Origin of the sequence: Streptomyces fodineus, from assembly GCF_001735805.1 — a bacterium.
Classification (GTDB): domain Bacteria; phylum Actinomycetota; class Actinomycetes; order Streptomycetales; family Streptomycetaceae; genus Streptomyces; species Streptomyces fodineus.
Genome location: NZ_CP017248.1, coordinates 2,658,894 through 2,672,992 on the forward strand (window position 1 = coordinate 2,658,894; position 14,099 = coordinate 2,672,992).

Genomic DNA, 14,099 nt, shown 5'->3' on the forward strand with positions numbered 1-14,099 from the left:
CCAGGTCACTAGGCTCGCTCCTCCTCCCCCACCCTCACGCTCGCCGCCCAAGCCACGGCCAGCAGGCCCACCGCCACCCAGCACGCACCCTGTGGTGCGCCCGGGCCCGTCCCCGCCAGGTAGGCGCTGCCGAGGACCGCCACTCCCAGCGTGGCCCCCAACTGCTGCACCGCATTGAGCAGTCCGGCCGCCGAGCCGACCTCGTGCGGGCGCAGGGGTCGCAGGGCGAGGGTGAAGAAGGCGGGGGTGAACAGGCCGGCGCCGAGGCCGACGAGGGCGAGGGCGGGCGGCAGCGCGACCGGGTAGTGGCCCGGTGTGGTCGTCCGGTAGGCGATAACGGCGGCGAGCAGTCCGGCCAGCAGCAGCCCGAGCCCGTACGGCATCACCCGCCGCCCGTGCCGCCGTACCAGCCGCGAGCCCGACCACCAGGACGCGACGGCGAGCCCGGCGGACCACGGCAGCAGACTCAGGCCCGACGCCAGCACGCCTGTACCGGCGTCGAGTTGGAGTTGCAGGACGACCACCACGGTCAGCCCGTTGGTCACCGCGAAGAAGGCCGTGGAGGTGACGAGCGCGGCCGGGAAGCCACGGTGGGTGAACAGGCTGGGCTCCAGCAGGGGGCGGGAGGTGTGCCGCTGGTGCCAGGCGAATCCGGCGAGCACCAGCAGCCCGGCGCCGAGCAAAAGCCAGTGCACTGGCGGGAGTTGACGCAGATTGCCGTCGATCAGCGGGTACACCAGGAGTCCGGTGCCGAGTGCGGCCAGGGCGGTGCCGCGCCAGTCGAGGGGCGGACGGTGCGGGGCGCGGTTCTCCGGGAGGTTCCGGGCGAGGGCCAGGACCAGCGCGGCCACCGGCACGTTCACCAGGAACGCGGACCGCCAGGACGAGCCGAACAGGTCGGCGTGGGTCAGCACACCGCCGACGACGGGCCCGCACACGGCGGCGAGGCCCATCACCGGCCCGATGCTGCCGAGCGCCTTGCCCGTCTCCTCTCCCGAGAACATCGCCTTGATCAGCCCGATGGTCTGCGGAATCATCAGCGCCGCCGCGGCACCCTGCACGGCCCGGAAGGCGATGAGCAGCCCCGGCGCCGGAGCCAGGGCGCAGGCCATGGACGCCACCGTGAACACCGTGACGCCGAGGACGAACATCCGGCGCCTGCCCGCGATGTCCCCGAGCCGCCCGCCGGTGATCAGCAGCACGGCGAACGGCAGGGTGTAGGCGGCGCCGAACCACTGCACGTCGGAGACCGGCCCACCCAGGTCGGCATGGACGGCCGGGGCGGCCACCTGGACGACGGTGGCGTCCAGCAGGTTCATCGCCTCGCCGAGCAGCAGGGCGGCCAGGCCCGGCCAGCGCCTGCGGCAGGGAATGGCGACAGCCACGTCTTGCGTGGTCATGGGTTTCCTCTCACGCTCTCCACAGGACCGGGATCGGCCCCGTGGAGAGCGTGCGAGGAGGAGTCCCGCCGACTCCACCGGGAGCGGCGGGTGTGCGGATTTCTTCCATCGGGCCGGCCCTGTATGAAGAAATCTCACAGGGCCGTACGGCGGCTTGTCAGGCGAGCCCCGCGGACTTCAGCCAGGCCTTGGCCACGTCCAGCGGGTCCTTGCCCTGGGTCTGCACCTGGGCGTTCAGGTCCACCAGGGTCGCGGTGTCGAGCTTGGCGGAGACCGCGTTCAGCGCGTCGACGCCCTTCTGGGACACCGCGCTCTTGTCCACGAGCGGCTGGACGTTCTCGAAGCCGAAGAGGTTCTTGGGGTCCTGCAGGACGACGAACTTCTCCTTGGAGATGGCCGGGGCCGTGGTGAAGATGTCCGCGACCTGCACGGCGTCCTTCTTCAGCGCCGCCCGGGTGAGCGGGCCGCCCGCGTCCAGCGCCTTGAAGGACTTGAACTGAAGGCCGTAGACCGACTTCAGGCCCACCAGGCCCTGCTGCCGGGTCTGGAACTCCGGCGAGGCGCCCATGACCAGGTCCTTGGCGACGTCCTTGAGGTCGGCGATGGAGGACTTCTCGGTGAGGTGGTACTTCTTCGCGGTGGCCGCGTTGACCGTGACCGAGTCCTTGTCCTGGGCCGGCGAGGGCTTGAGCAGGGTCAGCTTGGAGTCCAGCTTGGCCTCGATGGCCGCGGTGGTGGCGTCGGCCGTCTTCGGCGTGGCCTTCGGGTCGAGGTAGGCCAGCAGCGCGCCGTTGTACTCGGGCAGCACCTTGATGGAGCCGTTCTTGATCAGCCCGTAGGTGGTCTCGCGGCTGCCGATGTTCGGCTTGTAACTGACCTTGATTCCCTTGGCCTTGAGGGCCTCGCCGTAGATGTCGGCGAGCAGGGTGCTCTCGGGGAAGTTGTTGGATCCGACGACGACGGTGTCGCCGCTTGCCTTGTCGTCCGTCAGGGGGTTGCCGCCGGACTTGCCGTCGCTGGAGGAACAGCCCGCCAGCAGGGCCGTCGCCGCCGCGAGGGCGACCACCGCCGCGCCTCGGTTCCTCCGGATGGACCTGCTGATGCGGTTGGTGGAAGTCACTCACTGATCCAATCCAGCCGGTTCTCGGTCAGTCAAGGGCCACAGATCACTGATTGGCCTCGATCTGTGGTCGGTTGTGGGCACAGCCCGCCGGTGCGTCCTGTCCGCGCCCTGTGGCCCGCACCGGCGGCAGGCCTCAGCCGCTCCGCCGTACCCCCGGCGAGACCGTGATCCGGGACACCGCCCAGAACACCACGAGGGTGGCGAGGGCGAGGGCGGCGACCAGGGTGGCGCCGCCGACGACCTTCTCGTAGTTCCTCTGGTAGAGGCCGTCGATGATGTACCGGCCGAGGCCGCCGAGGCTGACGTAGGCCGCGATGGTGGCGGTGGAGACGATCTGGATGGCCGCGGTGCGCAGGCCGCTCAGGATCAGCGGGAGCGCGACGGGCACTTCCACCTGGAACAGCACGCGCGCCTCGGCCATGCCCATGCCCCGGGCGGCGTCCACGGGCGAGGGGTCGACGGAGCGGATCGCCTCGTAGGTGGTGACCAGGATGGGCGGTACGGCGAGCACGACCAGCGGGATCATCACCGGCAACAGACCGAACCCGATCCAGATGAACATCAGCACCAGCAGGCCGAAGCTGGGCAGGGCCCGGCCCGCGGTGGCGATCAGGGCGAGGGCGTTGCCGCCGCGGCCGTAGTGGCCGGTGACCAGGCCGATGGGCAGCCCGATCAGGGCGGCGAACAGCAGCGCTTCCAGGGAGTACCCGACGTGCTCGGCGAGCCGGGTGGGGATGCCGTCGTAGCCGTGCCACTGGGCGCTGTCGCTGAAGAAGGCGTGTGCGAAGTTCAGGACGTTCACCGGGTGGCACCCTTCCTCGGCATCCAGGGGGTGAGGAGGCGGCGGACGAGGACCAGCAGGCCGTCGGCGAGGATGCCCAGCACCGCCGTCGTCAGCACCGAGTTCACGGCCAGGGCGGGCCGGTCGTAGGTGGTGGCGTCGTTGAGCATGTTGCCGAGCGCGCCCTGGTTGCCGATGAGCATGCCGACGCTGACCAGGGAGAGGCTGGAGACGACCGCCACCCTCAGGCCCGCGATGATCGCGGGGACGGCGATGGGCAACTGGACCTGGAGGTACCGACGTACGGGCCCGAAGCCCATGGCCTGGGCGGCGGCGAGGGTCTCCTGGGGGACCGAGCGGACGCCGTCCACGATCCCCGGCACCAGCACCACGAGGCTGTAGACCGCGAGCGGGATCATCACCGTGGTCTCGCTCTGCCCGAAGTAGTCGATGAGGACGACGAAGAACGCCAGCGAGGGAATGGAGTAGAGCACGGTGGTGACGCCGAGGACGGGCGGGTAGACCCAGCGGAAGCGGACGCACAGCTGGGCCACGGGCAGCGCGACGAGCAGCGCGGCCAGCACCGGCAGCAGGCCCTCGCGCACATGCAGCCCGACGAGGCCGAGCCAGCTGTGCTGGAGGTCGCTCGGGAGGTCGAAGAAGCCGTTCATCGGGCGGCCTTGGCGTCGGCACCGTCGGCATCCCGGCCGCGCTCGGCACCGGCGTCGTCCGCGTCCTGGCCGCCCTCGGCATCCGTGCCGTCCGCGACCCGGCTGTGGGCGGCGCGGATGGCCTCGCCGATGACCTGCTGGGAGACGACACCGACCGCGCGTCCCTCACCGTCCACCGCGACGGCCCAGCCGGTCGGCGAGAGCACGGCGCCGTCGAGCGCGGCGCGCAGCGAGTCGGTGCCGGGCACGAACGGGCGCCCGTGGTCCAGGAGTCGGTCCTTGTCGATGGCCCCGGCGGTGAGCCGGTCCGGTTCGCTCCAGCCGAGCGGCCTGCCGTCGAGGTCGGTGACCAGGAGATAGGGGGCGTCGCAGCGGGAGGCGAGCTCGGCCGCGTCGGCCTCGATGCCCACGATCGGCGCGGTCTGCAACTCCAGGCCGGCGGACGGGAAGAAGGAGAGCCGGCGGATGCCGCGGTCGGCGCCGAGGAAGTCCTCCACGAAAGCGTCGGCGGGCGCGCTGAGCAGCTCGGCGGGCGGGGCGAACTGGGCGAGCCGGCCGCCGGTGCGCAGCACGGCGACCATCGTGCCGAGCTTGATCGCCTCGTCGATGTCATGCGTGACGAAGACGATCGTCTTGCCCAACTCCTCCTGGATACGCAGGAGTTCGTCCTGAAGTCCCTTGCGTACCACGGGGTCTACGGCGGAGAACGGCTCGTCCATCAGCAGCACCGGCGGATCGGCGGCGAGCGCCCGCGCCACACCTACGCGCTGCTGCTGGCCGCCGGAGAGCTGGTACGGGTACCGCTTGGCGAGCGAGGCGTCGAGCCCGACCCGCTCCATCAGCTCCGCGGCCCGGGTACGTGCCTGCTGCTTGGGCCGGCCGAGCAGCCGGGGCACGGTGGCGATGTTGTCGAGGATGGTGCGGTGCTGGAAGAGTCCGGCGTTCTGGATGACGTAACCCATCGAACGGCGCAGGGTGTTGACGGGCTGCTGCCGGATGTCCGTGCCGTCGAGGAGGATGCTGCCCTCGGTGGGCTCCACCATCCGGTTGATCATCCGCAGGGTCGTCGTCTTGCCGCAGCCGGAGGGCCCGACGAGGACGGTGATCGCGCGGTCCGGTATCTCCAGTGACAGCCGGTCCACCGCGACCGTGCCGTCCGGATACCGCTTCGTGACTGAATCTATCCGTATCAAAACGCCGAATACCCTTCGGGTTTGGCAGATCTCCGCCCGTTTTCGGCCGAGGTCGTCCGTGCGCAGGCCGTTGCGGAAAGAGTCTAGACCGCGAGTGTTTCAGCGTTTTGGCGGGCGAATGGCCGGGCAGCGGCGGCGAGCGACGGCTAGGCCGCCACCGGCAGTCCCGGTGTGCGGACGGTGCGGCGCGCGGTGTCGACCGCGAACACCTCGCAGCCGGTGCGGGCGGCGGCCCAGGCCGGTCCGTCGGGGCCCAGGGCGAAGGCGGCCGTGGCCGTCCCGTCCGCCTCGGTCAGGGTCGGGGCCACCACCGTGAGGCTGAGCAGCCCGGTCGCGGGGCGTCCGGTGCGGCCGTCGAGGATGTGGTCGCCGCGCTCGTACCGCCCGGAGGTCGCCACCGCGGCGTCGGTGACCGCCAGCACGGCACAGAGCCGGCCGGCCTGTTCCGGATGCCGTATCCCGACCCGCCACGGCCCGCCGGAGACCACGACATCGCCGCCGGCATTGAGGCAGAACCGCCGCGCCCCGGCGGCCGACAGCACTCCCGCCGCCCGCTGCACCGACCAGCCCTTGACCACCGCGCAGGGGTCGAGGTTCCGGCCGGGCAGCCGGACGTCGAAGGCGCCGCCGGTCGCGGCCCGGTACTGCTCACACAGGCCGAGCACCTCCGTCAGGTCCGCGCTCAGCTCGTCCGCCGCCAACTCGCCGCGCCCGTACCGGGAGACCTCACTGTCGTGCCGGAACGGGCTGAAGCGGACGTCCACTTGGCGCAGCCAGGCGAAGACGGCGTCGGCGGCCGGCTCGAAGTCCCCCTCGTCGTCGATCCGCAGCGAGACCGGGAAGCCCATGACGTGCTCGACACGCCGCATGTCAGGAGCCCTTGGCGTCGAGCGCGGCCTGAAGGGACTCCCTGTATCCGCCGCTCGTGATGGTGGCGCCGGACACCGAGTCGATATGGGCACTCTGCGCCTCGAGCGTCTCCGCGATCAGCTGCGGTACGGCGAACACGGTCTGCCGGTGGTGCGGCGCCTGGAGCATCCGCACGGAGGCGATCCGGTCGCCCCGGAAGGTCACCTCCACCTGGATGACACCCTTCGAGGTGCTCACCGCGGGACCCGCCACGACCTTCGAGGACGGCACGGAGGCCGAAGCAGAGGGTGACGCGGACGGTGACGCAGCGCGTGAAGGGGACGACGACCGCACGGGAGCCGGCGTCGACGCCGGCTGGGCGATGTCCGTCGTCCCTGTCGAGGGCTGGTAGCGCCACACCGGGATCAGGCCCGCGACGGTCAGGACGAAGACGGGAATGGCTCGCTTCACGGTGGGATGCCCTCTCTCAGCCCGCGAGGCTGAAACGCTCGAAGTGGATCTGCCGCTTGGGCACGCCCAGGTCGGCCAGGCTGCGCAGTACGGCGGTCATCATGCCGGGCGGCCCGCACAGGAAGACGTCCCGGTCGCCGATGTCGGGGACGAGCCGCACCAGCTCGCGCGGGGCGAGCTTGTCGGGGGCGACGGGCCCGGTCACCAGGTGCAGCTCGGCTCCCTTGGTGAGGGCGAGGTCGCGCAGTTCGTCGTAGAGGACGGCGTCGCGGTCGGTGGCCACCCGGTAGATGACCACGGCGTGGCCCTCCAGGTCCTCCAGCAGCGCCCGGATGGGGGTGACGCCGACGCCGCCGGCGATCAGCACGGACTCCGGGCGGGTGCGGTGCAGCGTGGTGAAGGCGCCGTAGGGGCCCTCGGCGAAGACACGGGTGCCGACCTGGATCCGGCGCAGGGAGGCGCTGCCGGCGCCGGACGCCTTGGCGGTGAGGCGCAGGGTACGGCCGTCGGGGGCGGCCGACAGGGAGAACGGGTTGGCCTGCCACCAGCGGTCCCGGGTGAGGAAGCGCCAGAGGAAGAACTGGCCGGCCCGCGCGGGCAGCCGGTCCAGGTCGCGACCGGTGACGTAGACGGAGACGACGTCGTCGGACTCGGGTACGACCGCCGCGACGCGCAGCCGGTGCCGCAGGTTCCGCCACAGCGGCAGTACCAGCCGGCCCAGGAACACCGCGCCGAGGGCGACGCCCCACACCGTGTACCAGTACGCCCTGGCGGCGGGCGAGGCGGTGAAGGTCGTACCGGCCGCGACCTGGTGGGTGAAGGCGAGGACCACGGTGACGTAGGTGTACAGATGGATGAAGTGCCAGGTCTCGTAGGCGAGTCGGCGGCGTGCCCAGCGGGCCGAGGTGGCGCCGACCACGAGGAGCAGCGCGAGCGCGACGAGGGCGCGCAGCACGCCCTCGACGGTCTCGGCGAGGTTCACCAGCTGGTTCACCGGGTCCATCGAGGACTCCTGGGCGTAACCGAAGGTGATGAACACCGCGTGGGTGAGCAGGGTCCACACGACGCCGATGCCGGTGCGGCGGTGCCAGGCGGTCAGCCGGTCCATGCCGATCCGGCGGTCCAGCCAGGGCAGCCGGGCCACCAGCAGCAGCTGGAAGGCCATGAGGAGGGCGCCGTACAGGCCGGCGAGGCGGCCCAGCACGATCAGCGTGTTCGAGGCGAATCCGGCCTGGGCGAAGAACCAGGCCACGACGGCGGCGTTGACGGCCAGCAGGGTGTACAGGCCGGTGCGCGCCACGACCCGGGGGCGGATCGCCGTGGGGGGCGCGGTACGGGACTGGAGGGTCGTCACGGACACAGCTCCTTGATCGGGTCCTGGGTGACGAGCTTCGCCCGCGGATGCTGTCGTTCTCCTGCCGGACGACTGTCACTTGAGTATCGATACGGCCGGCCGGGGCCCGCAGCCCGGCCGGGGCCGAACGGGTGCCGCGGGATGGGCGGGTGGAGAAAGCACGGGATGCCGCGCCCATCCGATGCGCAGGCCGCCGGCGAAACGCACCGGACGACCCGCACCCCTACGACGGGACACCGCAGCCGCACCCCTACGGCGCGGCGGCGTCGGCCAGACCCCCCGGCCGGTGATGCGAGCGCGCGGCGAGCGCGGCGACATCGTCCTCCGCATGCCGCGCGTCCAGGCGGCTGAGGATGGTGTCCAGGACGTCCTCGAGCCCGCCCCCGACGGAAAAGCGCACGGCCGACAGCCGCTCCAGAGAACGGTCGATGTCCTCACCACGGCGTTCCACCAGGCCGTCGGTGAACAGGACCAGGGTCTGCCCCTCGGTCAGCGGATGCGTGGCCATCTCGTACCCGCCGAGCCCGGTGCCCAGCGGTGGTCCGACGGGGACGGGCAGGAGCGTGGCCGCGCCGTCCGCGGTGATGAGCGCGGGCGGCAGATGCCCGGCGCTGGCCAGCGTGACCTGGCGGCGTCCCGGGTCGACGCGGGCGAGCAGACAGGTGGCGGGCCGCAGCTCCGCCTCCTTGGAGGCGATGTCGTCCATCTGCCGCAGCACCCGGTGCGGGGGCAGGTCGGCGGAGGCGATGTAGCGCAGGGAGGAACGGTAGGCGTTCATGTCGACGGCGGCCTCCAGGCCGTGCCCCATGACGTCGCCGACGACCAGCAGGGTCCGCCCGAAGTGCAGCCGTACGGTCTCGCACCAGTCGCCGCCGACCAGGACGCCTCCGCCGGCCGGGAGGTAGCGGATGGCGATGTCGAGGTTGGGGTGCGGGCGGCCGGGCTCGGAGAGCAGGGCGCGTTGCAGGTCACCGGCGGTGCGGTTGACGCTCTCATAGGCGCGCGCCTGCCGGATGTGGGAGGCGGCGCGCTCGGCGAGCAGGCTGAGCAGCTCGGCCTTGGCACGGCCCAGCGGCTGCTGCCCGGAGCGCGCCCACACCAGGACGCCGTACCGGTCGTCGCCGCTGGTCAGCGGCGCGCACAGGGCGATCCGGGTGCGGGTGGCGGCGGCGTACTCGACCCAGGGCTCGGGCTGGTCGCCGAGCGCCGGTACGGCCGCCTCGCGGGTCACCGCGGTGGCCCAGCGGGCGTCGGGCAGCAGGTCGGCGTCCCCGGTGATCGCCTCGTACCCGGAGATGGCCTGGCCGGTCCGGCGCATCACGGCGGCCGTGCCGCCGACCATGCGTACGGCGATCCGGGTCAGCTCGGCGCAGGTCGTGGCCTCGTCCAGGGTCGTGCCTATCCCGGCCAGCGCTTCGCGCAGCACGCTCAGGCGCGCGCCGGCCGTCGCGTCACCGGCAGCCGACCGGCCGTCCGCGGACCGTGGGGATCCGGCGGCGTCCGCGGAGTCCTCGCCCTGCGCGGACGCGGCGGTTCCCTCGTGGCCGCCGCCGTCGCGGCGGCCGCTGTCGGCGGGCACGGGCCTGCGATGGGACCGAATCCAACGCGCCACACCCAACACCCTCACAGAATCTCAAACCCGGAGCGAGTGGGGCACCAGCCTCGTCGATCCCAGCGCCCTCGGCAGCCCCGGGCGAGGACGCGGGCCGTTGCCTCACGGCGGCGGGTCAGCCCTCGGCGGGCGTCAGCCGCAGGGAGATGGAGTTGATGCAGTACCGCTGGTCGGTCGGGGTCGGATACCCCTCGCCCTCGAAGACATGCCCGAGGTGGGAGCCGCAGCGGGCGCAGCGCACCTCGGTGCGGACCATGCCGTGGGAGCGGTCCTCGACCAGTTCCACCGCGTCGGTGTCCTTCGGGTCGAAGAAGGACGGCCAGCCGCAGTGCGACGCGAACTTCGTGTCCGAGGTGAACAGTTCGGCGCCGCAGGCACGGCAGGAGTAGACGCCCTCGGTCTTGGTGTCGGTGTACTCACCGGTGAACGCCGGCTCGGTGGCGGCCTGCCGCAGCACTGCGTACTCGGCCGGATTCAGCTCCGCCCGCCACTGCTCGTCCGGCTTCTCGACGTCGTACGACATGAGCGTCAGCCCCTTTACTGCGACAGGCGGTCCAGGATCAGCGGGCCCAGGTCGGTCACGTCGCCCGCGCCCATGGTGAGAACGAGATCGCCGGGCTTCGCCATTCCCGCGATCACCTCGGGGATCTCGGTCTTGTCGTGGACGGCGGTGACGTCGGCGCCGGCCGCGCGTGCGGCCTCGATGATCAGCTCGCTGGTCACGCCCGGGATCGGGTCCTCGCGGGCCGGGTAGATGTCGAGGACCACCGAGGCGTCGGCGAGCGCCAGCGACCGGCCCATCTCCTTGCCGAGTTCCTGGGTGCGGGAGAACAGGTGCGGCTGGAAGACGACGAGGATGCGGGAGTCACCGGCGGCGGCGCGCATGGCCTCCAGGTCGGCGGTCATCTCGGTGGGGTGGTGGGCGTAGGAGTCGATGACCTGCACCCCGGCGGCCTCGCCCTTGAGCTGCAGGCGCCGCTTGACGCCGGTGTAGGCGGCGAGGGCGGGCGCGAGCCCGTCGGCCGGGATGCCGAGCGCGGCGGCGGCGGTGAGCGCGGCGACGGCGTTGAGGGCGTAGTGCCGGCCGGGGACGGACACGGTGAAGGTCAGTTCCCGGCCCTCCAGCAGGACGGTGACCTGGCTCTTCAGCCCCTGCGGCACGACGGCGAGCACTCGTACGTCGGCGTCGTCCGCCTCGCCGTACGTCACCGTCTTCACCGACCCCGCCAGCCGCCGGGTCAGCTCCCGGGCGCCCTCGTGGTCGGCGGAGATCACCAGTGTCCCACCGGGCACGATCTTGCCGGCGAAGGTGTCGAAGGACTCGTAGATCTCGTCCATCGAGGCGTAATTGGCGTGGTGGTCCAGCTCGACGTTGAGGACGATGGCGACCTCGGGCGCGTACTTGTGGAAGCTGCGGTCCGATTCATCCGCCTCGGCTACGAAGATGTCGCCCTCGCCGTGCAGCGCGTTGGAGCCGGGCGCGTCGAGGTCGCCGCCGATGGCGTACGACGGCTTCAGGCCCAGCTCGGTGAGGGAGACGGCCAGCATCGAGGTGGTCGTCGTCTTCCCGTGGGTGCCGGCCACGGCGATCGGGCGCAGCCCCTCCATCAGCGCGGCGAGCGCGTCGGAGCGGTGCACCACCGGGATGCCCAGCTCGGCGGCGCGGGCCAGCTCGGGGTTGTCCTCGCGGATCGCCGACGAGACGACGACACAGCTCGCGTCGTCGGCGAGGTGCTCCGTCGCGTGCCCGATGTGCACGGTCGCCCCGAGCGCCCGCAGCGCCTCGGCGGTCGCCGACTCCTTGGCATCGCTCCCGGCGACCTCGGCCCCGCGCTGCGCCAGGATCTTGGCGATCCCCGACATCCCGGCGCCGCCGATGCCGATGAAATGCGGTCGGTCCATGGCGGTAGGAAGGCCGGGTGCCATGTGTTCTTCTCCCAAGTACGGTGCGGGCTGGAGCAGGCCTAGCCTATGCCGACCTGAAGGGGCGCGGGGCCCTGGCGCCTAGGCCTTGCTGTGCGAGAACAACTTCAGCACCGGCACCCCCACCTTGTGCCGGGCCCGGGAAGCCCAGTCCCGGTGGAAGAACTCCTCCACGTAATGCGGATCCGTCAGCACGATCACCTCGTCGGCTTCCACTTCGGCGACCAACGACTTCAGCGCGTCCAGCGGATGATCCTCGACCAGCCGCCCGTCGGCCCGGCTCCCCGCGGCGTGCAACGCCTGCACGGACACGTCCAGCGCCTGCTGCCCGACGCTCCTGGCGTCCTCCCCCTCGGGGGTCTCCCTTTCCCGCACCGCCTCGTCGAGTTCGCCGAGCGCGATGTCGTCGATGGCCCGCAGCAGGCGGTCCGCCTGGTCGCCGCGCGGCTGGAGGAGCACGTGGAACGTGACCGGCTCGTCTCCGTGCAAGGTGGTGACGAACTCCACGTCGGCGGACGTCAAGGCCTTCTCGATCATCAGAACGCTTGTGAACACCGAACGCCTCTTCTCCTCCGGGGACCCTGACAAGGCCCCTGCGGAAACCATCCTGCCCCGTGATCGCACGGGATCTGCGGACTAAGTCTGCCCTCCGGAAGCTAAACGGAACGACATATTCCGCCTATTTAGGACCGACGGTAACGACCGAACAGAAATCCGGCCTCTTCGAGAAGGGACACGAGTTCGAACCGGTGCGGCACGGCGACCGGCGGCCCCCCGGCGATGCGCTGTGCGTCGCCCGCGGTGAGCATCGGCGAGAGGGTCAGGCACATCTCGTCCACCACCTCGGCGGAGACCAGCCGTCCGAGCAGCCGGGGACCGCCCTCGGTGAGCAGCCGGGTGTGGCCCAGGTCGGCGAGGGCGCGTACGGCGCGGGCGGGCTCGATGCCCGGCCCCGCACCGGCGATCACGACCGTGGCGCCGGCCTTCTCGGCCGCGGCGATCCGGTCGGCGGGGGCCGCGGCCCCGGTGAGGACCAGCGTGGGCACCACGGGCGAGGTGAACAGCGGGAGCGAGAAGTCCAGCTCCAGGCTCGCGCTGACGACCGCGATCGCCGCGGCGGGGCCCTGTCCGGCGGCCGCGCGGGCGGCGGCGAACTCGGCACGCGCGCGTGCGGGGCGGTACCCCTCCTGGCGTACCGTTTCCGCGCCCACCATGATCACGTCCGCGAGCGCCCGCAGTGTGCCGAAGATCCGCATGTCGGCGGCGCTGGAGATGGGCTGGGAGCGCCCCTCGTGCTGGGCGGCGCCGTCGAGCGTGGAGACCATGTTGGCTCGCAGCCAGGGCCGTGGGGCGCCCGGCACCGGCTCCGGGTAGGCGTAGGCGGCGGCCAGCTCGGCGAGCGTCCACTCGCGATCGACGAGCGCGGCGGCACCGGGCCCATGAGCCACCCGCGCCCCGGCAACCCCTCCGGCCCCGCCCCTCTCGGCCGTCCCGCCGGAGGCCTGGGCTGCTGTTTCGTCGGTCACAGGGAACAGGCGTCGCATGTCGTGCAGTCTGACACGGCGCTTAGCATGGGTAACCGTGTCGTCCTCCACCACCGCCCCCGGATCCAGCCCTCTGACCGACGCGGGCCCCCTCTCCCTGTGCGCCCGCGAGCCGCACGTGCCCGCGGACCGGCTGGTCGCCGAGATGGTGCCGCCCCCGCGCTTCGACTCGGTCCGCTTCTCGACGTACATACCGGACCCCAAGCAGCCCAGCCAGATTGAGGCCGTACAGATACTCGAGGGCTTCGCGGCCGGGCTCGGCGGGGCGCACGCCTCCGGCGCCGGCCGGCGCGGCCTCTTCGGCTTCGGCAGGGCCAGGGCGCCCAAGGCCCCGGCCGGCCCGCGCGGGGTCTACCTGGACGGCGGCTACGGCGTCGGCAAGACCCATCTGCTCGCCTCCCTGTGGCACGCCACCCCGGCCGAGCCCGCGCTCAAGGCCTTCGGCACCTTCGTGGAACTGACGAACCTGGTCGGCGCCCTCGGCTTCCAGAAGACCGTACAGACCCTTTCCGGCCACCGTCTGCTGTGCATCGACGAGTTCGAGCTGGACGACCCGGGCGACACGGTCCTCGTGTCGACCCTGCTGGGCAAGCTGGTCGAGGCCGGTGTGGCGCTCGCCGCCACCTCCAACACACTGCCGGGCAAGCTGGGCGAGGGCCGGTTCGCCGCCGCCGACTTCCTGCGCGAGATCCAGGGCCTGTCGGCCCGCTTCCGCACCCTGCGCATCGACGGCGAGGACTACCGCCACCGCGGTCTGCCCGAGGCCCCGAAGCCGTTCACCGACGAAGAGGTGACGAAGGCGGCCTACGCCACCGCGGGTGCCTCCCTCGACGACTTCCCGCATCTGCTGGAGCACCTGGCCAAGGTGCACCCGAGCCGCTACGGCGCGCTGACCGACGGGCTGAGGGCCGTGTGCCTCACCGATGTGCGGCCGGTGCCGGACCAGTCGACCGCGCTGCGGCTCGTGGTGCTGGCGGACCGGCTCTACGACCGCGAGGTCCCGGTGCTGGCCTCGGGGCTGCCGTTCGACCAGCTGTTCAGCGAGGAGATGCTGAACGGCGGCTACCGCAAGAAGTACTTCCGCGCGATATCCCGGCTCACCGCACTGGCCCGGGACGCGAAGGGGCTCGTGGGCTCGTAGTCAAGAGCCAGATCCGGCCACACAACCGGCACTTTTC

General features: G+C 71.8%; 14 protein-coding genes. 1 reads left to right on the top strand and 13 read right to left on the bottom strand.

Annotation, left to right across the window (positions count from 1 at the left end):
- Positions 1-8 precede the first annotated feature (8 nt).
- The 13 genes from BFF78_RS10795 to BFF78_RS10855 form a co-directional block, all read right to left on the bottom strand.
- Positions 9-1,400, bottom strand: a complete 1,392-nt coding sequence (locus BFF78_RS10795; RefSeq protein ID WP_069778110.1) for an MFS transporter — start codon at positions 1,398-1,400, stop codon at positions 9-11.
- A gap of 157 nt (positions 1,401-1,557) precedes the next feature.
- Positions 1,558-2,520, bottom strand: a complete 963-nt coding sequence (locus tag BFF78_RS10800) for an ABC transporter substrate-binding protein (RefSeq protein ID WP_069778111.1) — start codon at positions 2,518-2,520, stop codon at positions 1,558-1,560.
- Between the two features lie 136 nt (positions 2,521-2,656).
- On the bottom strand, positions 2,657-3,325 hold the full coding sequence (locus BFF78_RS10805; RefSeq protein WP_069778112.1) for an ABC transporter permease: 669 nt from the start codon (positions 3,323-3,325) through the stop codon (positions 2,657-2,659).
- A complete protein-coding gene (locus tag BFF78_RS10810) occupies positions 3,322-3,975 on the bottom strand; it encodes an ABC transporter permease (RefSeq protein ID WP_069778113.1) in 654 nt (217 codons plus the stop codon). Before BFF78_RS10810 ends, BFF78_RS10805 begins: the two co-directional genes overlap by 4 nt.
- Positions 3,972-5,168, bottom strand: coding sequence for an ABC transporter ATP-binding protein (locus BFF78_RS10815; RefSeq protein ID WP_227025806.1), 1,197 nt, complete (start codon positions 5,166-5,168; stop codon positions 3,972-3,974). Before BFF78_RS10815 ends, BFF78_RS10810 begins: the two co-directional genes overlap by 4 nt.
- 146 nt (positions 5,169-5,314) lie before the next feature.
- Positions 5,315-6,037 carry an FAD:protein FMN transferase gene (locus tag BFF78_RS10820; RefSeq protein WP_069778114.1) on the bottom strand — a complete coding sequence of 241 codons (723 nt, stop codon included), beginning with the start codon at positions 6,035-6,037 and terminating at the stop codon, positions 5,315-5,317.
- A 1-nt stretch (position 6,038) separates the two neighbouring features.
- The gene (locus tag BFF78_RS50110) at positions 6,039-6,488 is read right to left on the bottom strand and encodes an FMN-binding protein (protein WP_069778115.1); all 450 of its coding nucleotides are present in this window, start codon (positions 6,486-6,488) and stop codon (positions 6,039-6,041) included.
- Between the two features lie 16 nt (positions 6,489-6,504).
- Positions 6,505-7,842, bottom strand: a complete 1,338-nt coding sequence (locus tag BFF78_RS10830; RefSeq protein ID WP_069778116.1) for a ferredoxin reductase family protein — start codon at positions 7,840-7,842, stop codon at positions 6,505-6,507.
- 250 nt (positions 7,843-8,092) lie between these two features.
- Complete coding sequence (locus tag BFF78_RS10835; protein ID WP_227025807.1) at positions 8,093-9,421, bottom strand: PP2C family protein-serine/threonine phosphatase; 1,329 nt, start codon at positions 9,419-9,421, stop codon at positions 8,093-8,095.
- A 148-nt stretch (positions 9,422-9,569) separates the two neighbouring features.
- A complete protein-coding gene (gene msrB, locus BFF78_RS10840) occupies positions 9,570-9,977 on the bottom strand; it encodes a peptide-methionine (R)-S-oxide reductase MsrB (protein ID WP_069778117.1) in 408 nt (135 codons plus the stop codon).
- A 14-nt stretch (positions 9,978-9,991) separates the two neighbouring features.
- Positions 9,992-11,380, bottom strand: a complete 1,389-nt coding sequence (murC, locus tag BFF78_RS10845; protein ID WP_069778118.1) for a UDP-N-acetylmuramate--L-alanine ligase — start codon at positions 11,378-11,380, stop codon at positions 9,992-9,994.
- Between the two features lie 78 nt (positions 11,381-11,458).
- Entirely contained in the window at positions 11,459-11,932 is a 474-nt protein-coding gene (locus BFF78_RS10850) for an indole-3-glycerol phosphate synthase (protein ID WP_193433439.1), read from the bottom strand.
- A 128-nt stretch (positions 11,933-12,060) separates the two neighbouring features.
- A complete protein-coding gene (locus BFF78_RS10855; protein ID WP_079161256.1) occupies positions 12,061-12,921 on the bottom strand; it encodes a dihydrofolate reductase family protein in 861 nt (286 codons plus the stop codon).
- 37 nt (positions 12,922-12,958) lie between these two features.
- On the opposite strand from BFF78_RS10855, the gene zapE reads away from it, so the two are divergent.
- Entirely contained in the window at positions 12,959-14,062 is a 1,104-nt protein-coding gene (zapE, locus tag BFF78_RS10860) for a cell division protein ZapE (RefSeq protein ID WP_069778121.1), read from the top strand.
- The last annotated feature ends 37 nt before the right edge of the window (positions 14,063-14,099 follow it).